This window comes from Brevibacillus sp. NPDC003359, from assembly GCF_042878995.1.
Lineage (GTDB): Bacteria > Bacillota > Bacilli > Brevibacillales > Brevibacillaceae > Brevibacillus.
Map to the genome: position 1 here is coordinate 41,869 of NZ_JBIAOR010000017.1, position 25,313 is coordinate 67,181.

Sequence of the window (25,313 nt, forward strand, 5' to 3'; positions counted from 1 at the left end):
AGAGCAAGTCGATAGGGAGGAGGGTTCCATGCAAGCCGAACATATGACAGTGGAACAAAAGGTCGGGCAACTACTGATGATCGGTTACCCTACACTGGATATTCCCAAAGAAATGGAAACGTGGATCAAACAAAAGCAGATTGGCAACGTGATTCTGTTTAGCCGTAATATCGGGACACCGGAAGAAACCTATCAACGCGTACAGAAGCTTCAGAGCTGGGCGCATGAGTCTTGGCATCCCTATCCGCTGTTGATTGGGACCGATCAGGAAAACGGTGTAGTTTCCCGTCTGCAAAAAGGGGCGACTCGCTTTCCAGGAGCAATGGCTTTGGGGGCGACAGGCAATCTCGATCAAGCCAAGCGCATCTATCAGGCAACCGGTGAGGAGCTGCGTGCAGCAGGGATTTCGGTCAATTTTGCCCCGACGGTCGATGTGAACAACAATGCGGACAATCCGGTTATTGGGGTGCGGTCTTTTGGAGAAGCGCCAGAGCAGGTGGCGCGGTTTGGCGAGGCAGCCATTCAAGGCTTGCTTGCGAGTGGTGTCATTCCCTCTATCAAGCACTTCCCCGGTCATGGTGATACGAGCACGGATTCTCATGAAGCTGTTCCTGTGCTCGGACATGATCGTAAGCGACTGGAAGAGGTCGAGCTGGTTCCATTTCAGCGCAGTATCGCGGCTGGTGTCCCAATGGTGATGGTTGGACATATCAGTTTGCCCAGCATGGATGAGTCAGCTGCTCCTGCTACGTATTCCAAGGAGATCGTGACGGGGATATTGCGTGAGTCACTCGGTTTTGATGGGGTCGCGATTACGGATTGTATGGAAATGGCTGCCATTGCGGGTACCATTGGGGTTCCAGAAGCAGCGGTTCGTTGTGTGCAGGCTGGGATCGATCTTATCCTGATTTCCCACACGCATGAAGTTCAACAAAAAACGTATGACCGACTGATTGCGGCCATTCATTCGGGGGAGCTGCCTGAAGAGCGGGTCAACGAAGCGGTGAATCGCGTGCTTCAATTAAAGAATCGTTTTCTTTCCTGGGAGCATTGCTTGCGAGCAAAAGGCCCTTCCTTTGACCGTGTCCAACATGCAGACATGGCAAAAAGTGCGCTCGCCCAGGCCATAACCTTGGTGAAAAATGAACATCAGTTGCTTCCTTTACAGAGAAGCACGCAACCGCTTGGCGTGATTTTTCCGGGGATCACCAACCTTACTCTGGCAGAGGATGGGCAAGTAGCTTCTGGAGATGTGCTCGAACCATTGAGAAAATATCGTGCAGTTGAATATCATCTGATGTCGACGCTCAACCCGACAGAGGGTGGAGTGGAGACTGTGACGAATGTGATGTCAGCCGTGGAGCAAATCGTCGTTTTTACGTACAATGCCCATATCTTTAAAGGCCAATCTCTGCTGGTGAATCGGCTGATTCAACAGGGGAAAAAGGTCGTGGTTGTCGCCCTGCGAAACCCGTATGATCTCTTAGGAATGCCAGAGGTCGATGCGTATCTCGCCGTTTACGACCATACGTACCAAGCGATAGAGCTTGTGGCAGACATTTTGTTTGGGGAACGAAAGGCCGCTGGACATCTTCCGGTGAGTCTGTTTCCATCGGAGAAAAAGCAGCATGGAGTGGGGTAGAAAGAGAAGATGAGTGTAGATGGGTGGGAGGTAAGTGGATGAAGTTTCACCTGCGCGATTTGACGACAGAAACAAGAAATCTAAATACAGAAGAGCTGGATAAATTCTCTACGATGGAAATTATCCAGATTATGAATGAGGAGGATAAAACAGTCGCATTTGCGGTTGAAAAGGAGCTGGCCTCGATAGCAGCGGCAGTTGATTTGATCGCAGAGTGCTTGGAAAATGGTGGAAGACTCTTTTATTTTGGAGCAGGAACGAGTGGGAGATTGGGGTTGCTCGATGCTGCTGAATGCCCGCCAACCTTTGGTACGGACCCCTCATTGGTGCAGGGAGTCATTGCAGGCGGGGAAAAAGCGCTCGTCAAGGCAGTCGAAGGAGCCGAAGACATGGAGCAGAACGGCAGGGAAGATGTGTTTGCCTATGGAGTTAGGGCAGGGGATGCCGTGGTGGGAATTGCAGCGAGCGGTCGGACACCCTATGTGATCGAAGCGTTGGCGGAAGCAAGAAGGCGGCAGGCAAAAATCATTTCGTTGTCCTGCAACCAGGTGGCGCAGATCAGTCAAGGTGTGGATGTAGCGATTAATGTGGTAGTAGGGCCAGAGGTGGTGACCGGATCGACTCGCTTAAAAGCTGCGACGGCGCAGAAGATGGTCCTCAATATGATTACGACCGGATGCATGGTACGGCTGGGGAAAGTGTACAAAAATTTGATGGTCAATGTGCAGGTAACAAATGAAAAGCTGAAGGAACGGGCAAAACAAATCGTGGCAGAAGCGACCAATATCTCTACCGATGAGGCAGACGTACTGTTGCAAAAGGCAAGCGGTGACGCAAAACTGGCGATCGTGATGCAAAAGACCGGGGTGCCAGCAGAAGAGGCAAGCCGTTTGCTCACCCAGTACAAGGGGAATATTCGGCGGATTTTGGAAGGGAAACACAATAAGGAATGATCAGCCTGATCCTTTGGATGAGGCTTTTTTTGTTATTCAAGGTCTTTGAGGTAGCAGAGTGCTTTCTCAAATTGCTCTACTCTTGAATTAGCCTTACTTAGCCACTGCAAACCATTCTTTCGAGGTCGATATCCCCCCGTGCTAAATTGGTACTGTTTTATCCATGAAAGTATGTCTTGCGCGTTGTCTAATCCCAAATAGTATAAAGGTTCGATTGCTTTTTTTAACAAATCTTCTTCCAGTTGAGGACGAAAGTGAAGGACTGTCGATATAACCATAAAATAACCTTCAGCGGCAGTGGGACAGGTATAGCTTGGAATCCATGAGTAGACTTTTTGGATGATTTCTTGGTCTGAAGCTGTGCATGTATGAGATTCAATGGAATAAATCAATGTCATGATTTCATCGGATTTTGTAGGCAAATTCTCCGCCTCCCAATCATGCTTTTTCCATCATTATAAGCTATAGGACATAACTGGTAATGAAAATCACTTGTATGATCCATAAAATGTTCATTTGAATATCTTCGAAAAAGAGGATATGATTACATTAATTATTACATTGTAATTTTTATAATTAAATGGACAGAGGTGATACGTATGAAAAAGGGTGATTATCATCATCTTGATCATGTGAAAGAACAGCAAACATCGAAGAAAACATTGTGGATTACGCTCATATTGACGTTGTTTTTTACGATCGTGGAGGTTGTGGGAGGCTTGATGTCCAATTCACTCGCGCTCCTGTCCGATTCCGCCCATATGATTTCTGACGTCTTTGCTTTAGGGTTGAGTATGACCGCTATTTATATGGCGACACGTAAGCCGAATAAGAAGTACACATTCGGATTTCTCCGTTTTGAAATTATTGCTTCGTTCTTGAATGGCTTGGCTCTTGCCGTGATTTCGATCGGGATTGTCATTGAAGGGATCAAACGGATGCTCAATCCGCAAGACGTTGATTTGCAGTTGATGCTGACCATCGCATCTATTGGCTTGGTTGTAAACATTGTGCTGACCATCGTACTTTCCCGTAGCATGAAGGAAGAAGACAACCTCAATGTAAAAAGCGCATTATGGCACTTTATTGGAGATTTGCTCAGCTCCGTCGGTGTGATTACCTCGGCGATTCTCATTTACATGACAGGCTACTACTTGTTCGACCCGTTGATTAGCTTGGTGATTGGGGGAATTATTTTTACAGGTGGTGCCAAAATCATTCGTGAGTCGTTGCTCGTGTTGATGGAATCTGTTCCAGAGCAGTTTGATCTCGAGCAAATCCGTCAGGACCTCAGTGAAGTTGAGGGAGTGGAGGATGTCCATGAGCTGCACCTGTGGGCGGTATCCACGGAACATTACTCCCTGACAGCGCATGTGTTCGTTCGTGAAGGCATCCAGCCGTATTGTGTCATTCTGGCGATTAATCACATTCTGCAAACGAAGTACGGAATTGACCATTCGACGATTCAGATCGAGCACCCGACGATCCTGGATCACGGGGAATATGGCAAGCAGTTTTTGCTTCAGCAAGCATAAATGACAAGGAGAAAAAGGCTAGTCTCCAAGGAAGCTCAGGAGATAGCTTTTTTTTTACTTCCCATCAAAGAAACTGAACACATATGGTGAACGTCTAAATAGACAGGAAGGAGGTCTTTTTATGAAAATAACAACCAAATTGCCACTGTATCATGAAAATGTACATGTCGAGTTGATGAAAAATGAATGGATTCCACTAAAAGAACCTCAGAATTTGGGCTGGGCAACTCTTTTATCGATGCCTTTTATGCTGATCAATGCCCTCATCGCTTTTGGGATCATCCATATTTTTTCGCCACTAACCTTGCAGGAATTTGGGCTGACATCCGGCTCTTTTTCCATATCCATTAACTTGGGTGTGATTTTCTTCATACTCGCCTTGGTCATTATTCATGAATGTTTGCATTTGATTTTCATCCCAAATTTCATGAGATCAGAAAAAACATGGATGGGGCTTACCTTGTTTGGAGGATTTGTAGCAACGGAAGAAAAGATTCCAAAAGCAAGATACATACTGATTACCATCGCCCCATTCATTATCATTTCGGTTATGTTGCCATTTCTTCTAGGTATTTTTGGATGGTTAACTACCACATTCAAATTTTTGATTTTACTAAATGCCCTAGCTTCATCAGTCGATATGCTGACTCTTTTCCTGGTGATGAAGCAAGTTCCGAAACAGGCAACCTTGATCAGTAACGGACAAAAGACGTATTGGAAATCGCTCGGAAACAATTAAATCCAAAGAAGAAGCAACGAACATATCAACATAAATCCTGCATTTATTGCCATGACGGGCTTATGTCTTGCCCGAAAAAGATGGGCATGGATAGCACCAAGCATGAGGATGGCAAACAGGGTGCATGCGAGTTTTAATACCCCGTGTATCCAAAAAGCGCTAATCACGCCGATGACTCCGACTAGCTCAAGTGAGGCAATTACGTCCATAAACCAAAGTGGGTACCCATATTCTTTCCAGTGCTGGAGCATAGATTTTGCGCGTAAAAATTTCATTAACACAGAGATGGAAAACATCAAAGCCAAAATCAGTGAATGAATCATGATAAATGTGTTCAACGGTAAGGTCAATTGGAAAAATTACGATTTTTGCGAAGGAAGTTGGCAAGAGCTAATCCCAAAGATACGATAGAAGAAGCATTGTTTGGTCAAAGCTGTATACAGTAGCGGAATGCCCATCAATGAAAGGTATTGGTAGCCTCCTTCCAGAAAGAAGAACAAGGACAGAAAGGCTAACCCAGCAATGATACGAAACATTTGATCAAAACGACCGACGTTTTTCATGTTTATCCCTCCGGTTATGGTGTTTGTGTTTGATGAGACTTATTGTACCGGAGTGCTTTTTTGCTGCATGTAACAAAGTCACATAAAGCGAAGATTTTTCCATCCCAAAACAAACGCCAAGCAGAAGGGAAGAAAAGCATGAACCATATCCGTTACCATCGCAGAAAATACACGCAAGGACATACACCAATCGAAAGGCTGGAGCGACTCTCCAAGGAGCTGGGGGGACCGAGCATTTCTATCAAGAGGGACGACTTGCTTGGCTTGACAGAAGGGGGAAACAAGACGCGAAAGCTGGAGTATTTGGTGGCGGAGGCAATCGAGCAAGGGGCAGACACATTGATTACTTGTGGAGCTGTCCAATCCAATCACTGCCGGTTGACTCTGGCGGCGGCCGTTCGCGAAGGTATGCACTGCCAGCTCGTGCTGTCCGCGCCTGAGACGGGCGACTACCATCCTCAAGCGAGCGGCAATCATCTGTTGTTCCACTTGCTGGGAGCAGAAAAAATCGAGGTCATTCCAGCAGAGGCAGATCTGTTTACAGCTATGGAGGAGCTTGCTGAAGGTCTGAGAAAACAAGGCAGAAAGCCATATCTGATCCCTGTAGGCGGCTCCAATGAAGTCGGGTCTTTGGGATACATGGCGTGTGCGGAAGAAATCGAGCAGCAGGCTTTGGAAACGACGACTCCGTACGATTATGTCGTGACGGCAACAGGAAGTGGCGGTACGCAAGCAGGTCTCATTGCCGGTTTTATGGCGCGCCAGTCTAACACGAAAGTAATCGGGATCAATGTTAGCCGCGATCGGGCTGCACAAGAAGCCAAGGTGATGGGGTTGCTTCGCAGTACAGCTGCACTGATCAGTTTGCAAGGGGACATACGAGCAGAGGCTGTGCTTTGTGACGACAGATTTATCGGTCCAGGCTATGCGATTCCAACGGATGGCATGATCGAAGCGGTACAGCTGGTCGCACGGACAGAGGGGATTTTGTTAGATCCGGTCTATACGGGTAAGGCAATGGCAGGCTTGATCGGCTTGATTCGCGAAGGGCGTTTTAGTCGGAACGATCATGTGCTGTTCCTGCATACGGGTGGTGCCCCAGCGCTGTATACCGTTCCTCAGCTGTTTTTGCCATCCAAATAGCGTAAATGATAGCAGGCAGCGGTAGTCTAGGATGTACTTTCACGTCCATAGCTACCGCTGTCTTTTTATAAGAAAGCTGACAGACTTAGTGCTTCACAGTGCCTTGGTCTGCCACAACATCGGGGGTGCCTACCTGCTGCATCAGCATACGCATGGAAACGACGATTCCTAGCGTGGCCGTTACCAAAAGACCTGCCAATACAAGGTAACCGACTGATGCGCTGGTTGATACATTGCACCAGCCCATAAATGCAGAGAGCAACACAAAAACCGAGCCCATTGGGATCACAACGGTCATTACAAGAGCAATCGCCATCAAGATGAAATTCCCTACCATATTAAGGAAAGGCACCGATTTTTCCACGAAACCAGGTAAGAAGAAATCCCGCCAGCACTGCGCCTATGGAATACGTAACCTCTCCCATGGAATAGATCGCCACATCTTCCCCCAAAACTTGGCTAACAAAGGTAGGGTTAAGCAGGTTCGTCAGCAATATGGAGAACCAAGCGTTACTTATTCAAGATACCTAAATATTCCCGCCAAGGTCCAACATCCGCCGTGTACCGCTTGGCTATGACCCGTACGATCTGCGCCATATGCGTTAAATCGTGAACCACCCACGTAGAGAGTAGCTCTCTTGCCTTGACTACGCCAAATGCAGGGTGTATCCCTGTTAATTCGAGATTCTTTTCCAGTTCTACGAGTGCTTGTAGTTTTGCGAGATTTTCTGTTCGAAGTGTTTTGAATTCCTGGAGCTTTTGTGCGAACGACCTTTCGGAAGTTTCGTGTAAGTGAGAGAAACGGTCAAAAATAGGAAAGGGTTTGCTTTCCCCATCCTGAAGAATCATTTCGAGCCGTGGGAGCCAATTTATTTTCTCAGCCTGGATCAAGTGCTCGATTACTTCGGTGGCATTCCAGGTTGCATCCCCTTCGTTGTCCTGTAACCATCCATCCGATAAGCCCACTAAAAAATACTCCAATGTTTGCGGTGTACGCTCCAGAACCTCAATCGCTTGTTTCAGATTAAAATTCATCGTAGGACTCCTTTCGGAATGGAAACCCGTAGTATTCTCCCAACATTTCTCTTTCGTTTCGCGTAGTCCTGCCCATTTTGTGTGCGAAGGGTGGATTTGTGTCAGAGAATACGTATAGAATGGTCGTAGGCAAGGTTCGATAAATAGAGGGTAGAGGTTGGATTGATGGATGTTTAAAATCGGCGTAGTGGGTCCCAAGCAATCGGTAGAGAGAATTCTTGCGGTTGCCAAGGAATTCGATGAAGGGATGAATTTTGTCCCATATCCGTATACAGAGACGAAAGAGACGGCAAAGATCGTCTTGGAAAATGATCCGTTCGTAGATCATTGGCTTTTTTCCGGACCGATTCCGTACATGATTGCCAAACAAGCATTAGACGATGACAAGCGGATGGAACATATTTATCCGACGGAGTCCAGCATTTATAAAGGGTTTTTGGAAATGGTTTACACCCAGCGAAGACTGGTAGACCGGGTCAGTATTGACATGCTCTTATCCACCAAATACATGGAAGATTCCCTGCACAGCATCAACATCTCTGTGAGCGATATGTATATGAAGACGTTCGAAGCGACGATCGATCCGCAGGAGCTGTTGGATTTTCATCTTGCGCTATGGAAGGAGAAAAAGACAGACGCTGCGATGACCTGCTATCCGACGGTCTATCAAGCGCTAGTAGAAGCAGGTATCCCAGCCTATTGGATCTCGCCAAGCCGAATGGAGATTCAGCAAACGGTACGTGTGTTTGTCGAGAAAGTGCGGACGTCGTATTTCAAGGATACACAGATCGGGATAGAGATGATCGAAGTCGAGCAATTTGACAGAATCAAGGAAAGTGCAAAGACCCCATATCATTTGCAATATTTGGAGCTACGTATAAAGGAAGCGTTGATCAAGCTGTGCGAGCAGGTGGATGGATCGCTCCTGGAGCAAGGGAATGGCCGATATGTCATCTTCAGCACGCGTGGGACGATTCACAGGGAGATTCCTACCTTGCAACAAACAGTCGAATATTTGGCGAAGGAAGCAGATACGACCATCGCAGTCGGTATCGGTTTTGGAGAGACGGCTTTTGCAGCAGAGGTGAATGCCCATCGCGCCCTGCGCCAATCGAAGGAAAAAGCAGCGCGAGATATCGTCATGATTCAGGATGATGGGACAATTGTGGAGTGGGTCGGTCAGGAAGAGGAGCTCACCTACTCGTATCGTGCCGATGACGATGAGGTTTTGGAAAAGCTGAAAAAAGGAAACATCAGCGTCAAAAGCTATAAAAAGCTCGATGCTTTGCTACAAAAAATGGGTTGGACCGATTTCACGACAAAGGACCTGGCCAAATATTTGCAAATGAGCGAGCGAAATGCCCAGCGAATCGTCGCGGATTTATGCGCCGTTGAGTTGGCGGAAAGCTCGGGGGAGGAATCGCAATCAACGCGAGGAAGACCCACCAAACGATATCGACTCTTGTAAGCACCCTGCAACGGGTGCTTTTGTCATTTGTTGGTAGTGAAAATGTTTAAAAAAACTGTTGCCAATAGTCTCAACATTTCGTAGAGTATATATAACGACATGTCGTAATATATGCGGTAAATAAGAAGGCTGGACCATATTTGCGCGTATCTTCAGTCATCCAACGAGATGAATGCGCTTTCGCCAAAATGAAAGACTAGCTTAGTAATGCATCTAGAAGGAGGTATCCACACATATGGTATCAGCACGCACGAGAAACTGGATTTTAGCGCTACTCTTTCTGGGCTGGGCATTAGGGAATCTGGATCGATACGTCATGAACTATGCCATTTTGTCGATCACAGAAGACTTGCAGCTTAGTGCTTCATCCACGGGATTATTGCTCAGTAGTTTTTTTGCTGGTTATGCACTCATGCAAATGCCTGGAGGTTGGCTGGCAGACCGATTTGGTTCCAGAAAAGTACTCATCGTTTCTGTTGTCATGTGGTCTATTTTTACAGGGCTGACCGGAGCCGCTTGGTCTATGGCTTCGATGATTCTCATCCGTTTTCTGTTCGGGATCGGCGAAGGTGGCTTCCAACCAGCCAGCTCGAAGATTATCGCTACTATCTTTCCTGTAAAGGAACGCTCGCGAGCAATGTCCGTGATGCTCTCCTCTAGTGCCATTGTTGGACTTTTCTCCCCGATTTTATCCGTTTGGATGATCCAAACCATTGGCTGGCGAACCATGTTTGTCGTCATTGGAGCCATTGGCGCCATCATCGCTTTCCTGTTCTGGCGCTATATTAAACTTCCACAAGCAGAGTCTGCAACGAATACAACTGGCTCCGATCAACCAAAAAGCTCATTGGCTATGCTGTTTAAAACGCCTTTGCTGTGGAGTCTCTTAATCGCTTACTTTAGCATTTACGCAGTAAACTGGGGCCTCGTAACCTGGATGCCAACTTACTTGAGCAAGGTACGCGGACTGGATATGATTTCACTCGGTTGGCTGCAAACGATTCCAGGCTTCGCTACTTTGGTCGGTATTTATGTGAGCGGCTATGTACTGGACAAGCTGCCAAAAGGTCGCGAAAAAATCATTGGAAGCCTGTCCTGTGTCGTGGTTGCTGTGCTCTTGTACTTCATGTTTACTGCATCGAGCGTGACGATGTTTATTACGTACCAAGCAATTGTGTCGCTGTTCCTTTCCTTTGTGATCATCCTGTTGCCGTCTGTCGTCCTGAAAAATCTTCCGGCTGCCGTAGCGGGAACGGGGATGGGCATCGTGAATACAGGTGGACAGCTCGCAGGTTTTATCACGCCGATGGCGATCGGTTTCATCGTAGAAGCGTTTAACGGTTCATTTGATGCAGCGTTCTGGATGCTGATCGGCTTCGCGGTCATCTGCATCGGCGCACTATTATCGTTGAACTATGAAAAAGGCGAGCTATTGAAGCAAAACGCCGACAGTGCATCCGCCTGAACTTCGAGAGAAAGGAGCGTATGAAATGAACAGAATCGAGATCATTTCTGCGTTAATTGAGCAAAAAAGAGACGCGTTTATTCGCGTTAGCGATAAAATTTGGGAAACACCAGAGATCTACTTCGAGGAGCATCGTTCTGCCGAGTATTTGTGTCAAGCGCTGGCAGCAGAAGGCTTTGAAGTGGAGAAAGGAATCGCTGGACTGGGTACTGGCTTTGTTGCTAGCTTCGGCAGCGGCAAACCCGTTGTGGCAATCCTGGGCGAGTATGATGCGCTGGCAGGTTTGAGCCAGAAAAAAGGCGCGATCAACCATGATCCGATTGTAACGGACGGCCATGGGCATGGATGTGGACATAATCTCTTGGGTGCCGGAGCGTTGGCAGCAGCGGTTGGCATCAAGGATTACATGGAGCAAACTGGCTTACAAGGTACAGTTCGCTACTATGGGTGCCCAGCAGAAGAAGCTGGCTCTGGTAAAGCGTATTTGGCAAGAGCTGGAGTATTTGTTGACGTAGATTTTGCGCTCTCCTGGCACCCTGCGACAGCACCAAGTATCATGAACATCAGCTCGCTTGCGAATTACTCTGTTCGTTTTCAGTTTCATGGAAAAAGCGCGCACGCAGCAGCCGCTCCCCATTTGGGACGCAGTGCCCTGGATGCCGTTGAACTGATGAACGTAGGCGTGAACTACATGAGAGAGCATATGATTCCAGAAGCACGGGTTCACTATGCGATTACGAATACAGGCGGAATTTCGCCAAACGTCGTCCAGCCTTTTGCGGAGGTCGTGTACTTGATTCGCGCTCCGAAAAAGCAGCAAGTAAAGGAATTGTATGAAAGAGTCTACGACATCGCACGAGGAGCCGCCCTCATGACGGGAACCACCATGGAAGCGGTGTTTGAAGGTACGGCTTCTGACCTCGTGCCGAATACAGTATTAGCCAAGCTCATGCACAAGAATCTGGTTGAAGTCGGCGTACCTACGTACGATGAAGCAGATCAGCAATATGCCAAACAAATTCAGGCTACCCTATCCGCAGAGGATATGAGAGCGTCGTTGTTCGGTTTGGATCGTGAAACAGCGAAGCAACTGAAGGACAAAGCGATTGCGGATGTGGTCGGGCCGCTTTCTACGCACGAGTTTACACTTGCCGGCTCTACGGATGTGGGTGATGTCAGCTGGCAAGTTCCGACGATGCAATGCATGACGACATGCTGGGCACTGGGAACGCCATTCCATACGTGGCAGGTCGTCTCGCAAGGGGCTATGCCAATCGCACATAAAGGGATGCTGCAAGCAGGCAAAGTCATGGCCGCTACTGCGATTGAGGCGATGGAAAATCCGACATGGATCGAACAGGCAAAAGCCGAATTGCAGGAACGTTTGGAAGGAGAAGAATATTTCTCGTTCATCCCAGACGATGTTCAACCACCTCAAAAAGCTTAAATCGACGGTGAAAAGGAAGATGGTTAGTCAAGTGGCGCAGCAAACAAGAACGATCGAAACAGACTGCTTGGAACAATGGATCGAGCAATATCGCGGGGAGTCCAGCAAGGGCAAATGCGCTGCTTATATCCCTGCATTGAAAGAGGCTGATCCAACACAGCTAGGGATTTGTGTGGTGGGACCAGATGGACAAATCAGCAGGGCAGGTAATTACGATGCTCCTTTCACCCTGCAAAGCATTTCAAAAGTCATCAGCTTTCTCGCAGCATGTACGCACCATGGGATTGCGAATGTATTGGAGCAGGTGGATGTAGAGCCTACTGGAGACGCATTTGATTCGATGGTTCGTCTGGAAATGCACAAGCCGGGAAGACCTTTTAATCCGATGATCAATGCAGGAGCCATTACGGTTTCTTCCTTGTTGCAGGGGGACTCGACTCAGGAAAAATTCCTGTCCTTTCAACAAATGGTCGAGCGCATGACAGGACGCAAGCATCAAATCAATGAGGATGTGTACCGCTCCGAGTGGCAAACGGCCAACCGAAATCGTTCTCTCGCCTACTATCTCGCAGCTACTGGCTTTTTGGCCTGTCCGGTAGAGGATGCTTTGGACGCGTACATTCGGCAATGTTCCCTGGAGGTAACGGCAGAGGACATCGCGAAAATCGGCTTGATCTTGGCTCATGATGGCTATGATCCGATACGCAAGGAACAGCTATTCGGCAAAGAGCTGGCCCGCGTGACTAAAGCACTGATGGTCACATGCGGCATGTACAATGCTTCCGGCAATTTTGCCGCTTTTGTGGGCGTACCAGCGAAAAGTGGCGTATCGGGAGGCATTATGGCTGCTGTCCCTCCGCGTGGGCGTTCGGGGGAGCTGCCTTTTGCTGGAGGCTGCGGAATTGGAGTATACGGACCGGCGATTGACCAGTACGGAAACAGCGTAGCAGGTGTCGCGTTGCTCAAGCATATGGCAAGTACGTGGGATTTGACGATTTATTAAAAAAATGGCTAGAGATCACAGAGCATGTCTGGATCTTTAGCCATTTCTTTTACTTATGTAATTGATTTTTTATAAGTTTCTCTTCGTATTCTATCGGAATCGAAATTCTGTTTTTCATAAAGAATGCAGCCTGGATTTCATTGGCAAAAAAAAGAACCTATGACATACTGGAGCTATCACGGTCATCGGAGGAAATCAACGTGGTAGATGTGGTTGCATGTGGCGAGTTGTTGATTGATTTTACACCTGTACAGCAGAAGGAAAAGCCGGGCAGCGTTGCATTTGAGCAAAATCCTGGGGGAGCGCCTGCCAATGTACTTGCCGCTCTGTCGCGCTTTGGAAAACGGACTTCCTTTATCGGTGCGGTGGGAAACGATGTGTTTGGGCGTTTTTTGCAACAGACCTTAATCCGACAGAATATTGGCACAGAGGGGCTTGTACTCACGGAGGAAGCGCCTACGACGTTGGCTTTTGTGCATCTCGATGAGACAGGGGATCGTTCCTTTCACTTTTACCGCAATCCGGGTGCAGACATTATGCTGCGGGAGCAAGACGTGAATGAGGCGCTGATTGCACAGGCTGCCATTTTTCATTTCGGTACGTTGTCCTTGACGCATGAGCCATCCAGAGCAGCAACATGGAAAGCCGTTGCGTGCGCGAAAAAGCATCAACGACTCCTATCATTTGACCCGAATATTCGAGCGTCCTTATGGGCTGATCTGGAGGAAGCGAAGGTAATGGCCCTCAAAGGAATGGCGCAGGCCGATATCGTCAAGCTGTCTGAGGAAGAGCTGGCTTTTCTCATGGGGAGCGAGGATGTCGAGGAAGCGACCGTGTTGATGCTTGCGCAGTATGATCTGCAAGCTGTTTTTGTCACGTTGGGGGAAAAGGGGTGTTTTTACCGCACACGAAATCAATTCGGTACAGTCGGCGGATTTCACGTAACTGCGGTCGATACAACAGGAGCTGGAGACGTGTTTGTGGGCGCGCTGCTCTATCGGCTTCTTGAGGTGGGGGAAAGTATGCTGGATATCCCACAAGTCAAGCTGGAGGATATGGTGCGCTTTGCAAATGCGGCAGGTGCACTAACGACAACCAGAACAGGAGCCATTCCCGCCATGCCTACGCTGGAAGAGATTAAAGGCTTCATGGAAGCAGTGCGTTAGGAGGGAAGCGTCATGATTTTTGTGGAAGTCATCCTTCCTGTCTTGCTCATTTTTCTTAGTGGTTATATTTTACAGCGTATTTTCAAAATGGATTTGAAGCCTATCTCTTCGCTGGCGATCTACATTTTGTCGACGGCGCTCGTCTTTCGTACTTTTTACAAAACACAGCTGGACTTGCAATTATTTTACATCGTCGTGATTTCGCTGCTCTTGCTGGCTGCTCTCGTTGTGATCACGCAGTTGACGGCACGAATGTTCAAATACGACAAGCAACAGGAAAGCGCACTGATGCTCGCGACCGCCTTCATGAACAGCGGGAACTACGGGACGCCGATTATTTTGTTTGCCTTCGGAGACGCTGGCTTTACATATGCGGTGCAAATCATGGTTTTCCACTCGATCATGATGGGCGTATTCGGTGTGTATTTTGCCTCCCGAGGCGGGAATGGAATGGGGACGGCCATCAAAGCGATCTTCAAGCAGCCGTCCAATTACGCTGTGGTTCTCGCGATTTTGATGCAACAGCTGCAAATTGTCATCCCGCAGAGCTACTATCAGGCGATTGATCTCGTTGCACAGGCGGCGATTCCAGTGGTGATGCTCATCTTGGGCATGCAGCTCGCCAATGTATCTACCAAAGCGCTAGAGTGGCAGGGACTCAGTGCTGCGAGTGTCATACGGTTGGTGGCGTCACCACTTTTGGCGTACTTCATCTGTCTGTTATTCCCGATTGATCCGCTTTTGCAAAAGGTGCTGGTCGTTCTGGCAGCCATGCCATCTGCCGCAACCACCGCGATCTATGCCATTCAGTTCAACATGCGGCCACAATTCGTCTCCAGCAGTGTCTTGGTTACGACAGTCATCAGTATAGGGACGCTCACGTTTTTATTGAACATTTTGCATTAAAAAGGGAGGAATAGGCATGCATAAACAAGAAGTGCTTCAGCTTTTTGATAAAGAGATGAGAGTAGAAATGAACGATCCGCAGGTTCGACGAGAAGAAACAGAACATATTGTTCGCCACGTTTCTCTCTCAGATGAGCCAGGAACAGTCTTGTTTTCTCGTCTGTCTGCGGATGATGCAGATCAAGTCATCGCGCAAGAAATCGAGTATTTCTCAAGTCTTCAGCAGTCTTTCGAATGGAAGCTGTTTGACTATGACCAGCCCGCCGATCTGCTCGAACGGTTGAAGGCCCATGGTTTTACCGCAGGAGAGGAAGAAGCGCTGTTGGTGATGGATGTGACGCAGTCAGAGGACATGCGAAGCCGCAGCATTCCTCCTGAGATTCGCCACATTACCGATTCGGCAGGCATTGATGATATCATGCAGTTGGAGGAACGAGTATGGGGGAGTGCGAATCCGGAACTTGCAGAGAGATTAAAACGGGATTTGGCGGAAAACCCCGCAAGCTTGCTCGTATATGCCGCATACAGTGGCGATCAGGCAGTGAGTGCGGCTTGGATGTATTTGCATGAGGGGACGTCCTTTGGCAGTCTGTGGGGAGGCTCTACTTTGCCTGACTTCAGAAACAAAGGCTATTATACGGCACTCGTGGCAGTACGGGTACAAGCAGCGCACGAGCGCGGGTATCCGCTATTGATGGTTGATGCGAGTCCGATGAGCCGACCGATTCTGGAGAAGAAAGGCTTTGAATTTCTCGCCTATTCTTATCCTTGTTTTTTTGAGTATAAATAGTATCGCGGAAAACGGAAAAGGAAGCTGCCCATTGTTACGAAGGGCAGCTTTTGTAGTTGCAGATATACGCCTGTGTAACTATTATGAGAATAAGAATCATTTGCAAGAATATCCTACATATGGTTAGGCAGGGAGAAGGTCATGAATCAAGCATCTGTACATTCCATATACGATAGCTATATCAATGCATTGCCAGCTACAAAAAGTGATCGCATTGTGACCGAAGCGAATCGGTATACACTGACGAATAATGATGGCTACTTTCGGAGACTGACTCCTCGACCGGGATTGGAGCTGGTCGAATCCAGCTACACACCCGAGGAAAACCGCGTCATGGATATACAATCGCAGGCAGCCATGGTTGAGCTTAGCTTTTGCTTGGAGGGGAGCGGTGAGTTCGTCGTCTCGGGAAGTCAACACGAGTTTTTGCCTGGGAGCTGCTCCCTTCAATTGATGAACGACTTCCATGCACATTTTATGTATCGGGCGGATGTTGCGCATCGATCTGTCGGGATCGGTATTTCTGTGGAGCAATTTAATGAGTGGGTGGCTGAGAGCGATGTGGGAGCAGCGTATTCGTTTCAAGGACTGCTCGGCAATCAAGCCTACCGTCTGTTTCGGATGCCATTGCAAGCGAATATGGCTCGGATGCTCCAGCAGTTGAACGATTTTTCATCCTCCCATTTGAAGCTACGGAGATTGCATACAGAGGGCAAGATGCTTGAGATTGTGTCGTTAGCGCTGGATACGTTTTTATTCGAGCGGGAAGAGAATCGACCAAGGTCACAGTTATCTCGGAGTGATCGGGAAAAGATTCACACCGCCCGTGACATTCTACTCGAAAATATGGAGTCTCCGCCTTCCCTGATCGAACTGGCGCGTATGGCACAGCTCAATGAATACAAGCTGAAGATCGGCTTCAAAGAAGAGTTCGGGACGAGTGTTTTTGCCTATTTGCGGGAAAGACGTTTGGAGAAAGCGCTTGGATTGCTGCGGGAGGGCAATCTGAATGTCAGTGAGGTTGCACTCATCGTGGGATTCTCCAACTTCAGTCATTTCTCCGAGGCGTTTCGCAAGCAGTATGGACTTAATCCTTCCGAAGTGAAGAGGGGGAGGGAATGGACATGATCAGGAGGGCATAGGTTAATGCTCGTTTGGCCATAATCGCGCTTCACTCCGTCTCCTCTCTTCTAGCGATTCATCGATCACGTATAGTAAAATGATACAAAAAAGGGAACAGAAGGTGTAAGCCATGTGCCGAAACATCAAAACCTTATTCAACTTCGACCCACCCGCGACAGAAGATGAGATTGAAGCAGCAGCCCTACAATTCGTGCGAAAGCTCTCGGGCTTCAACACGCCTTCGAAGGCCAATGAAGAGGCTTTTCACCGGGCGGTCCAAGAGGTCTCCGTTGTGGCGAAAAACCTCCTGGATTCACTGATGACGAATGCAGAGCCACGTAATCGAGAAGTCGAAATCGAGCGTGCTCGCGCGAGAAACGCCAAACGGTTTGGTACGACAGAGTCTTGAGACAATGAAGACAAGCAGTCTATTTTACGGGCAGTCCATTAGGGCAACTGCCCATTTTTATTATGTGAGCAAATACGAGGTGAGCCTATGGAGGATAATCAGATATTTCAGCATCTTATCATCGTCTTATGAGATGATTTATCATTTCGCTACTATGTCTCTCTCCTGCAAATTATATTATCGTAGAGTGCAAAGGGGAGAGGATCATTATGGAAAAGGTGAACGTCGCACAACATTTATCACGCTTGCAAGATTCCTGGGGCTCTCTGGTTGTCGGAGAGATGAATGATACGTCTATTAAGCTAGAGAAGCTGCAAGGTGAGTATCCTTGGCAACAAAATGACCAGAAAGATGAACTGTTGTTTGTCGTCAAAGGCAGACTGCTGCTGATGTACCACGAGCGCAATATATGGGTGGAAGCCGGAGAGTTTATCGTTGTTCCAAAGGGAGTTTCCTACAAGCTGTTTATCCCGAATGGCGATTGTCATCTACTGGCGATTGAACCGAAAAAATTCGCTGCTCTCAAGCGCTGCTCCTAAGGCGATCAACATAGAAAATCGAGCGCTATTCGTTCACGGATAGCGATGATATAGAGCTGTCAATCGACCGGTCACTTGCGTTGGCTGGATAGTTGGCGGCTTTTTTGCTATGAATAAATGTTCAATTTGAACTGCCGCTAAAATAAAAAAGTGTTGACTTATGCGTAATTTGTAATGTAATAAATACTGATAGCTCCAACTCTTTTCGAGGTGATGAATGTTGGACGACGGCATATATGTATTGATTAAAAAAGGAGACCCTGAGCAGCTTCAAAAGCGTCAGTTTCTTCATAAGGAAGAGTGTACGATTGGGAGACGGGGCAATCAATTACAACCAGACATTGCTTTTTCCAGTCCGTATATATCCAGAAGGCATGCTGTGATACGGAAAATCGATAACCAGTATACGATTTCTGATTTGCAAAGCAAGCATGGGACAGAAGTGAACGGAAGTCCGATACAATCCCCGCATTTTCTTTATCACGGTGATCATATTACGCTGGCCAAGGGCGTGGTAGAGATGATATTTTTTGCAGAGGGTAGCGAGATGGATGTGACACGGGAGTTCTCATTTCCTTTGGCGAACCCAAAAGAAACAACCTCCACTTCTGGCTTGGTCATCAATCTGGAACGCAGAGAAATCCGTCTCGATGGCGCGAGAATCCATTTGACCGGAAAAGATATGGACTTGCTCATGCTTTTGTACCAACGTGCGAATCAGGCGGTCAGCTATGATGAAATCATGGTACTCGTCTGGCCGGAGCGGTTGTTGAATGCGGAGAGCAGCGTCCCGGATGTGGGACGAGCGGAGATCAACGCTCTCGTTTATCGTTTGCGCAAGCGGTTGGGCAGATATGGCGAGAACGTCACCACGATCCCGCGCTTTGGTTACATGTGGGAAGAATAGCAGGCAGTACGACAGACACAGGATGAATTTCCTGTGTTTTTTTGCATTTGATGTAACTGTCTGACACTTATCATCGTCCTATGAGAATAGTCTCATCTTGTCATCATATCTCTTCCATATATTATGGTATCCGACTGTAATATCGTGTGATAGGGAAGGTGAATGACTAGTGAAAAAGACATGGTTGGTATTTTGGACAGTGTTTGTCGTTGTTCTTTCAGGGTTTTTCTATTTTTTCTGGGACTTTTTAAAGGACACCGCGAAGTCGGATGGCGATAGGGCAAAGGCAGCATTCACCGCGTATGCGACAAAATGGGGACAACAGGAATTCTCTGGCATGTACGAGCAGCTTTCTTTACATACAAAAAAGACCATCAGTAAAGAAGATTTCGTTTCGCGTTACCAAAACATTTACGGAGGAATCGAGGCCAAAGCGATAGCGGTCGAGCCGATGTACAATGGCGACGTGACGCCAGGTGAGGATGGGCAGATCAACTTTCATTACCGGCTGACGATGGAAACTTTCGTCGAACCGATTTCCTTTACAGGGAAAGCAACGCTTGTCAAAGAAACACAGAACGACTTGGAGGACTGGTACATTCATTGGAATCCTTCTTTTATTTTTCCGGAAATGAAAGAAGGGGACAAAGTAAGAGCTAATACGGTGTATCCCAGACGAGGTGAGATCACGGATCGGGCAGGGCGTCCATTGGCAACAGAGCGTGTCGTGGTAGATATCGGGATACATCCGGGAGAATGGGGACAGACGTCACAGGCTGGGAAAATGGAGGTCAGCAAGCTTTTGCAAATTCCGTTGGATGACCTCACATCAAAGGCCCAGGCAACGACAAGCAAGTCGGTCAAGTTTATTCGGATCGCGACGCTGCCGCAGGACGATGCACGCATCCAGCGATTAGAAAAAATAGAAGGGCTCAAATTGCATAAAAAGCAAGTCCGCTATTATCCCTATCACGAAGCGACGGCCCATCTGGTTGGATACGTAGGCGCAATCAATCAGGAAGAGTACGAGAAGCGAAAGGATCAAGGCTATAAAACGTCCGATGTGATTGGAAAATCAGGACTGGAACAAATTTTTGAGGAGCAGCTAAGAGGGAGTGCAGGTGGACGTATCGTCATTACGGATGCAGATGGAACGGAAAAAAAGAACGTGGCGGAACGCTTCGCCAAGCATGGACAGCCACTGGCGTTAACGATCGATGCGGAGGTACAGAAAACGATTTACCAGGAGCTGAAAAACGAAGCAGGCACGGCTGCGGCGATTTCACCAAAGACCGGGGAAATCATGGCCCTCGTCAATTCTCCGTCCTTTGATCCGAATGCGTTTGTGCTTGGGATGTCGGCTACGGAGTGGAAACAAATCAATGAAAATCCGCAAAAGCCGCTTCTCAATCGATTCGCGCGCGGGTTTGCACCGGGTTCTACCTTCAAACCGATTACGGCAGCGATTGGCCTTACGTCAGGAGCAATTACCCCTGCGGACAGTATCCACGTCCGTGGACTGCATTGGCAAAAAGATGCGTCCTGGGGTGGATACGAGGTAACGCGGGTCAGCGACTACGGTGGGCCTGTCAATTTAGAGAAAGCATTGGTGTACTCCGACAATATTTATTTTGCGAAAGCGGCACTTTCCATGGGGGAGGAGCAATTCGTGAAAAAGAGCGAGCTGTTTGGATTCCATGAAGCTCTTCCACTTCCCTTTCCACTGGAAAAGTCGAAGCTGTATAACGACGGTTTTAAAAACGAGATTCAATTGGCGGACTCCGGATACGGTCAGGGCGAAGTAACGATGACGCCGCTTCATCTCGCGTTGGTGTACAGTGCTTTTGCAAATGACGGAAATATCGTCTATCCATCACTGTTGCAGGAAGACAAAAAAGAAGGGTATTGGAAAACGAATGTCATACCTGCTGATGTGGCTGGCACAGTGAAGCAGCATCTGATACAGGTTATGGAAGACCCACGCGGAACCGGACGAGGAGCACGCGTGTCTGGTATACGCATGGCGGGCAAGACTGGAACAGCTGAGCTGAAACAGAAAAAAGGCGAGCTCGGAGTGGAAAACGGATGGTACGCCGTTTTTAATGTAGATGATCCGCGTTTGCTGGTTACCATGATGATCGAAGACGTTCGTGGTCGAGGGGGTAGTCACGTACTCGATGCACGTATTAAACGGATATTCACGAAGGTACTGAAAGAGTAGGGAGAGCAAGTATGAAGAAAGCAAAAAATGATCGTTTGAAACGACTGCAAATCGTCTATATCGTCGTATTTCTCATGTTTGTGGCAATCATATTGAGATTGGCGCAAATCCAAATCCAGCAAGGGAGCGTTTATGCAAATGAGCTGGCAGACCGATCGTATAAAAAAGATTACATTCCCGCTATGCGAGGAAACATTTATGACCGCAACGGGTATGTCATTGCCGAAAGTCGACCTTCCCATCTCGCTGTCTTCCGTGAACAAGAGATTATGGGGAAGAAAGCGTACTTTGACTTGGTGGAAAAGCTGGAGAAAATACTGAAGCTCGACAAAGCCACGCTGTTAAAAAAGATGGATGTCGGCTATGCCTACGAGAAAGGCAATTATGTGGCAGCGGCGCGACAACTGCCGCGCTATTTGGAAAAAGAACTGAAGGTGGATTTGACGGAGAAAGAAATCGCGGTACTGGGTGAGCATCGCGGTGATCTGCCGGGGATTGAAGTGGTGACAAAACCGATCAGGAAATACGATCCCAAGCAAATCGCTGTACAGGCGGTCGGGTATGTCCGGCCTTATCACATTGCTGAAAATGTGAAGCTCGCCTCCTACAAGGATGAGAGCGCGCTGTATTTGCCCAACCAGTTAGTCGGGTTCGATGGGATTGAGCTCTCTTACGAAAAAGAGCTTCGCGGGAGTAACGGTTACCACATGTATGAGGTCGCAGCAGATCAGACGGTTGTGAAGCAAGTGGAGGAAGTTCCATCCATTCCCGGCAATCATGTGTATCTCACCATTGATCAGCGGGTACAGCTAGGTATTCGGGATTCGATCCGAGAGTTTCTTCCGAAGATGCGTGCAACAATCCCTGAGGCAAGGGCTGCAAAGGGAGCGTACGTCGTGGCAGTCGAGGTTAAGACAGGCAAGGTCGTCGCGATGGTCAGTTATCCGGAATACGATCCAAACGTATGGATTGAGGGACCGGATCAAAAAACGTATGACGAGATCAAGCTGGTGGTGACGAATGGGACGATTCGGGAAGCCCCATACGATACGCGGCCATTAAAAGGCGAAGCCGCCATTCAGGAGGGCTACAAGCACCCGGGCTCGATTGTGCCGTCAGGGTCTGTCCTCAAGCCGATTACGGTATTGCTCGGTTTACAGGAAGGCATCATCTCTCCCGCCGATCGTTGGAATGATGCAGGTGTGTATCACTATGGACGTGGTACCGACCGAATTAAGAACGACAGTTCCAAAGCGCATGGTATGATTACACCTGCAATTTCCCTGCAAAAGTCATCGAATACGTACATGGCGAGAATCGGGGAGGAGCTGTCCCGTCGAAAGGGAAAAGAATCAGCGTCCATCCTGCAATCGTACTATCACGCATTCGGATTAGGGGTTCAGACTGGCGTGGATTTGCCGAATGAAAACAAAGGCAAAGAAGACTATTTGGTAATGAATGAAAATTACGGTCCGTTAGCATCGATGGTGCAGGCTTCCTTCGGGCAGCAAGTACGGGCAACGACGATGCAATTGGCACAGTTTGCGGCGACATTAGCGAATAAAGGCGTTCGTTTGCAGCCGCAAATGGTTGATAAAATAACCGACCCAGAAGGAAAATTGGTGAAAACGTACACACCCAAAACTATGAGCACCTTCCCTCACCCTGATAAATACTGGGACATTCTAGAGCAAGGCATGGTGATGGTGACGAAGCCAGGGGGAACAGCAGTCCGTGCGTATGAAGGAATGCCGTTTCAGGTTGCCGCAAAAACGGGAACATCTGAGCAAGATATTTATGTACCGACGACCGTGACAGACGAAAAAACAGGAAAGCAAAAGACAAAGTGGAAAATGCACGCCCGCATTACGAATGGTGTCAGCATTTCGTATGCGCCTGTCGACGATCCTGTCCTGGCAGTAGCCGTGATTGTTCCTGAGGGTGGTTATGGGGGAAGATCGGCTGCGATCATTTCCCGTTCCGTGTACGACGTGTATGACAAGCATATCGGATTTAAGAGATAAGAATAGGCTGTTCGAAGTGGTTCTGGAGGGAAGCATGCGCTTCTTCTCCCGGTCGCAGCTCTGCTCGGTGCTACGCTCATGGTCGCGGCTGATGGGCTAGGCAGATGGCTTTTGCCGCCGATGGAGGTTCCCGTGGGAATCGTGACAGCTGTCATTGGGGCTCCGTATTTCTTGTATTTGATTGGAAAAGAGAAAAGAAGAGGAACATAAAACAAAGGACCGAATCTTGCAAAATGACTTGCGAGATTCGGTCCTATTTCATTACTTCGTATCTGCTTTTTGCAAAAAGCTGCGGATGACTTGTACGTATTCCTCGGTCTCTTCCAAATAGCCGACATGCGAGCTGTTCTCGAAGACATGGAGCTCGGCGTTTGGCACCAGAGACTGATAATAACCGGTCGATTCTGGAGTCGCTTCATCATAACGACCGCAAACGAACAGAGAAGGGATATGGATTTGATGCAGCTTGGGTGTGTAGTCGAACGTTTTCAAGTTCCCTGTCGGGCAAAACTCGGACGGTCCCCACATCGTCATGTACACCTCTTTGTTCGCTTTTGGACGACTTTCTGTCATGACTGTTGGCATTGGTTCAAGGCGGCACACATGGCGCTTGTAGTATTCCTTCATGGCATCCTGGTATTCTTGTGAATCAGTTGTGCCCTGCTCCTCGTGTGTGGCGATGGTTTGTTGCACATCAACTGGCAATTGCTCGATTAAACGATCGGCGTCCTGTTTCCAGCGCTCTGCACTCAGACATGGGCTGGAGAAGATGACGCTCTGTACCCCTTCCGGCTTGGCATCCACCAAATAAGCGGCTGCCAGCATCGTGCCCCACGAGTGCCCCAGGATGTGAACCTCTTTTAAGTTAAGTGCTTGTCTTACGCAAGCCAGCTCTTCCACAAAGCGCTCCGTTTTCCAAAGAGACAGATCAGTTGGTCGATCGGAATTTCCTGACCCGAGCTGATCGTAGAAAATGACAGGTCTGTCGTTTCCCAAGACATGAAGCGTTGATTTGAGCGGATCGTGCGTATTGCCTGGTCCTCCGTGAAGGACGATTAGAGGCGTTTTCTCCCCTTCGCCGACACGACTGTACCATACTCTTCCGCCAGGAACTTCAATATAGCCTTCTTGCATGCTCATCGATAATGCCTCCACTTCAGGTTCATGCTGATCTTTCCTTCTCTCAATATAGCATATGGAATTGTTTTTACACTTTTTTTAGAATTGATTTAGAGCGTGTTTAGACCCTCCTTTTATCATCACTGGTATAGAAAGCGATGACAGCTGCTTTCGATAAAATAGGAGGGATCAACATGCGAAAAAAATGGTTGGGTATGGGCTTGTCGGTTGGAATCACAGGAGCATTGATTTGGGGATACGGGGCATCGGCGAGTGCGGATAACACGACAATGGGCGTGTATAAATCAGCTCTGCATCAAACGAAGGAAGCGAAGAGCATGACGGCCCACGCGCAGCTAGCACTCACAGACAACGGAGCGCAGCTGCTCACTCTGGAGGGAGTCGCAAAGATCGATCATAACCAGCACATCGGAAATGTGGACGTGACTTTTACAGATATGTTGGGCGAGAAAAGCATGCAAGCCTTTCTGGAAAAAGATCAAGTCGTTGTTAAAAAAGGGGATAGTAACGTTTATCGGGTCATGGAAAAAATGGATAGAAGACACCAACCAGAAAATGACGCCGATAACAAACGCGGGGCAATGATGCATAAGCTGTTTGCTACGGTATTCGGCGATCTCGGAAAAAACGCGACCGTTGAGAATCTACCGGATGGAGGTAAGCGTACGTCGCTTCAGCTCTCCGAGGAGCAAATTCCGGCATTTATCCAGGCAGCCGGACCGATTATCTATGATAAGCTCGCCGAGCATAGTCAAGAAGCGTCTTCCGCTGAAAACCATCTAACTGTCAAGCTCCCTCGCTTGCAGGAGGATTTTCAAGTGGACCATGTATTGCTGAACGCCAAGATCGACGAAAAAAATCAAATCGAACAGCAATCTGCTGTGGTGCACCTCTCTGGAACGGACGCGTCTGGTAAAGAGCATAAGCTTCAGCTTTCTTTGAATATCCGCCTGTCCGATCTAGGTACGACCACACCTGATCGCATTGATCTTACTGGCAAGCAAGTCGAGAAGGTTTCCCGTGAGGACATGAAGAACAAATGGAGAAAAGACTGGACGAAGCATTCCGATTCCGAGTAATCCAAGACTGCAAGGGG

Annotated in this window: 25 protein-coding genes and 1 pseudogene; 20 read left to right on the top strand and 6 right to left on the bottom strand. The window is 48.2% G+C overall.

From position 1 onward, the window contains the following. The first annotated feature begins 28 nt into the window (after positions 1-28). Positions 29-1,642 (top strand): glycoside hydrolase family 3 protein, encoded by a 1,614-nt coding sequence (locus tag ACFYU8_RS26820; RefSeq protein ID WP_390305635.1) that lies wholly within the window; start codon positions 29-31, stop codon positions 1,640-1,642. Between the two features lie 38 nt (positions 1,643-1,680). After that, positions 1,681-2,595, top strand: coding sequence for an N-acetylmuramic acid 6-phosphate etherase (gene murQ, locus ACFYU8_RS26825; protein ID WP_390305633.1), 915 nt, complete (start codon positions 1,681-1,683; stop codon positions 2,593-2,595). Positions 2,596-2,627: 32 nt separating this feature from the next. Here the strand turns inward: murQ and ACFYU8_RS26830 are convergent, their stop codons facing one another. Beyond that, positions 2,628-3,017 (bottom strand): hypothetical protein, encoded by a 390-nt coding sequence (locus ACFYU8_RS26830; protein WP_390305631.1) that lies wholly within the window; start codon positions 3,015-3,017, stop codon positions 2,628-2,630. Between the two features lie 177 nt (positions 3,018-3,194). Here ACFYU8_RS26830 and ACFYU8_RS26835 point away from each other — a divergent pair, with 177 nt between their 5' ends. Together ACFYU8_RS26835 and ACFYU8_RS26840 are read left to right on the top strand one after the other, a co-directional pair. Next, positions 3,195-4,130, top strand: coding sequence for a cation diffusion facilitator family transporter (locus tag ACFYU8_RS26835; protein ID WP_390305629.1), 936 nt, complete (start codon positions 3,195-3,197; stop codon positions 4,128-4,130). 121 nt (positions 4,131-4,251) lie between these two features. After that, positions 4,252-4,869: a DUF3267 domain-containing protein gene (locus tag ACFYU8_RS26840; protein WP_390305627.1), complete on the top strand. Its 618-nt coding sequence runs from the start codon at positions 4,252-4,254 to the stop codon at positions 4,867-4,869. On the opposite strand, the gene ACFYU8_RS26845 is transcribed toward ACFYU8_RS26840, so the two are convergent. Both ACFYU8_RS26845 and ACFYU8_RS26850 read right to left on the bottom strand, forming a co-directional pair. After that, positions 4,866-5,207: a DoxX family protein gene (locus tag ACFYU8_RS26845; RefSeq protein WP_390305625.1), complete on the bottom strand. Its 342-nt coding sequence runs from the start codon at positions 5,205-5,207 to the stop codon at positions 4,866-4,868. The genes ACFYU8_RS26840 and ACFYU8_RS26845 overlap by 4 nt on opposite strands. 21 nt (positions 5,208-5,228) lie before the next feature. Beyond that, positions 5,229-5,432, bottom strand: a complete 204-nt coding sequence (locus ACFYU8_RS26850) for a YgaP family membrane protein (RefSeq protein ID WP_390305622.1) — start codon at positions 5,430-5,432, stop codon at positions 5,229-5,231. A gap of 138 nt (positions 5,433-5,570) precedes the next feature. Between ACFYU8_RS26850 and cuyA the strand changes: the two genes are divergently transcribed. Next, positions 5,571-6,575 (top strand): D-cysteate sulfo-lyase, encoded by a 1,005-nt coding sequence (cuyA, locus tag ACFYU8_RS26855; RefSeq protein ID WP_390305620.1) that lies wholly within the window; start codon positions 5,571-5,573, stop codon positions 6,573-6,575. An 85-nt stretch (positions 6,576-6,660) separates the two neighbouring features. On the opposite strand, the gene ACFYU8_RS26860 is transcribed toward cuyA, so the two are convergent. Both ACFYU8_RS26860 and ACFYU8_RS26865 read right to left on the bottom strand, forming a co-directional pair. Continuing rightward, the gene (locus tag ACFYU8_RS26860; RefSeq protein WP_391365915.1) at positions 6,661-6,891 is read right to left on the bottom strand and encodes a hypothetical protein; all 231 of its coding nucleotides are present in this window, start codon (positions 6,889-6,891) and stop codon (positions 6,661-6,663) included. Between the two features lie 194 nt (positions 6,892-7,085). Then, positions 7,086-7,610, bottom strand: coding sequence for a DinB family protein (locus ACFYU8_RS26865; RefSeq protein WP_390305616.1), 525 nt, complete (start codon positions 7,608-7,610; stop codon positions 7,086-7,088). A gap of 169 nt (positions 7,611-7,779) precedes the next feature. Here ACFYU8_RS26865 and ACFYU8_RS26870 point away from each other — a divergent pair, with 169 nt between their 5' ends. The 14 genes and pseudogenes from ACFYU8_RS26870 to ACFYU8_RS26935 all read left to right on the top strand — a co-directional run. Further along, positions 7,780-9,078, top strand: a complete 1,299-nt coding sequence (locus ACFYU8_RS26870; protein ID WP_390305614.1) for a hypothetical protein — start codon at positions 7,780-7,782, stop codon at positions 9,076-9,078. Positions 9,079-9,313: 235 nt separating this feature from the next. Then, complete coding sequence (locus tag ACFYU8_RS26875; protein ID WP_390305612.1) at positions 9,314-10,543, top strand: MFS transporter; 1,230 nt, start codon at positions 9,314-9,316, stop codon at positions 10,541-10,543. 25 nt (positions 10,544-10,568) lie between these two features. Continuing rightward, positions 10,569-11,990 carry a M20 family metallopeptidase gene (locus ACFYU8_RS26880; RefSeq protein WP_390305610.1) on the top strand — a complete coding sequence of 474 codons (1,422 nt, stop codon included), beginning with the start codon at positions 10,569-10,571 and terminating at the stop codon, positions 11,988-11,990. Between the two features lie 19 nt (positions 11,991-12,009). Beyond that, positions 12,010-12,993, top strand: coding sequence for a glutaminase (locus ACFYU8_RS26885; RefSeq protein ID WP_390305608.1), 984 nt, complete (start codon positions 12,010-12,012; stop codon positions 12,991-12,993). A gap of 200 nt (positions 12,994-13,193) precedes the next feature. Further along, positions 13,194-14,159, top strand: coding sequence for a PfkB family carbohydrate kinase (locus ACFYU8_RS26890; protein WP_390305606.1), 966 nt, complete (start codon positions 13,194-13,196; stop codon positions 14,157-14,159). A 12-nt stretch (positions 14,160-14,171) separates the two neighbouring features. After that, positions 14,172-15,065, top strand: a complete 894-nt coding sequence (locus ACFYU8_RS26895) for an AEC family transporter (protein WP_390305604.1) — start codon at positions 14,172-14,174, stop codon at positions 15,063-15,065. Between the two features lie 16 nt (positions 15,066-15,081). Next, entirely contained in the window at positions 15,082-15,855 is a 774-nt protein-coding gene (locus ACFYU8_RS26900; protein WP_390305602.1) for a GNAT family N-acetyltransferase, read from the top strand. 141 nt (positions 15,856-15,996) lie between these two features. Beyond that, a complete protein-coding gene (locus ACFYU8_RS26905; protein ID WP_390305600.1) occupies positions 15,997-16,983 on the top strand; it encodes a helix-turn-helix transcriptional regulator in 987 nt (328 codons plus the stop codon). A gap of 124 nt (positions 16,984-17,107) precedes the next feature. Next, positions 17,108-17,386 carry a DUF2277 domain-containing protein gene (locus ACFYU8_RS26910; RefSeq protein WP_390305598.1) on the top strand — a complete coding sequence of 93 codons (279 nt, stop codon included), beginning with the start codon at positions 17,108-17,110 and terminating at the stop codon, positions 17,384-17,386. A 209-nt stretch (positions 17,387-17,595) separates the two neighbouring features. Then, entirely contained in the window at positions 17,596-17,925 is a 330-nt protein-coding gene (locus ACFYU8_RS26915) for a cupin domain-containing protein (RefSeq protein WP_017251270.1), read from the top strand. Between the two features lie 217 nt (positions 17,926-18,142). Next, entirely contained in the window at positions 18,143-18,832 is a 690-nt protein-coding gene (locus ACFYU8_RS26920; protein ID WP_390305595.1) for an FHA domain-containing protein, read from the top strand. 169 nt (positions 18,833-19,001) lie between these two features. Further along, complete coding sequence (locus ACFYU8_RS26925; RefSeq protein WP_390305592.1) at positions 19,002-21,053, top strand: penicillin-binding transpeptidase domain-containing protein; 2,052 nt, start codon at positions 19,002-19,004, stop codon at positions 21,051-21,053. Positions 21,054-21,064: 11 nt separating this feature from the next. Next, positions 21,065-23,077 carry a peptidoglycan D,D-transpeptidase FtsI family protein gene (locus tag ACFYU8_RS26930; RefSeq protein WP_390305590.1) on the top strand — a complete coding sequence of 671 codons (2,013 nt, stop codon included), beginning with the start codon at positions 21,065-21,067 and terminating at the stop codon, positions 23,075-23,077. A 24-nt stretch (positions 23,078-23,101) separates the two neighbouring features. Beyond that, a pseudogene (locus ACFYU8_RS26935) lies at positions 23,102-23,287 on the top strand (iron chelate uptake ABC transporter family permease subunit); the annotation flags it as partial. Between the two features lie 51 nt (positions 23,288-23,338). Here ACFYU8_RS26935 and ACFYU8_RS26940 read toward each other — a convergent pair. Further along, positions 23,339-24,217: a proline iminopeptidase-family hydrolase gene (locus ACFYU8_RS26940; RefSeq protein WP_390305588.1), complete on the bottom strand. Its 879-nt coding sequence runs from the start codon at positions 24,215-24,217 to the stop codon at positions 23,339-23,341. Between the two features lie 173 nt (positions 24,218-24,390). On the opposite strand from ACFYU8_RS26940, the gene ACFYU8_RS26945 reads away from it, so the two are divergent. Continuing rightward, the gene (locus ACFYU8_RS26945) at positions 24,391-25,296 is read left to right on the top strand and encodes a hypothetical protein (RefSeq protein WP_390305586.1); all 906 of its coding nucleotides are present in this window, start codon (positions 24,391-24,393) and stop codon (positions 25,294-25,296) included. The last annotated feature ends 17 nt before the right edge of the window (positions 25,297-25,313 follow it).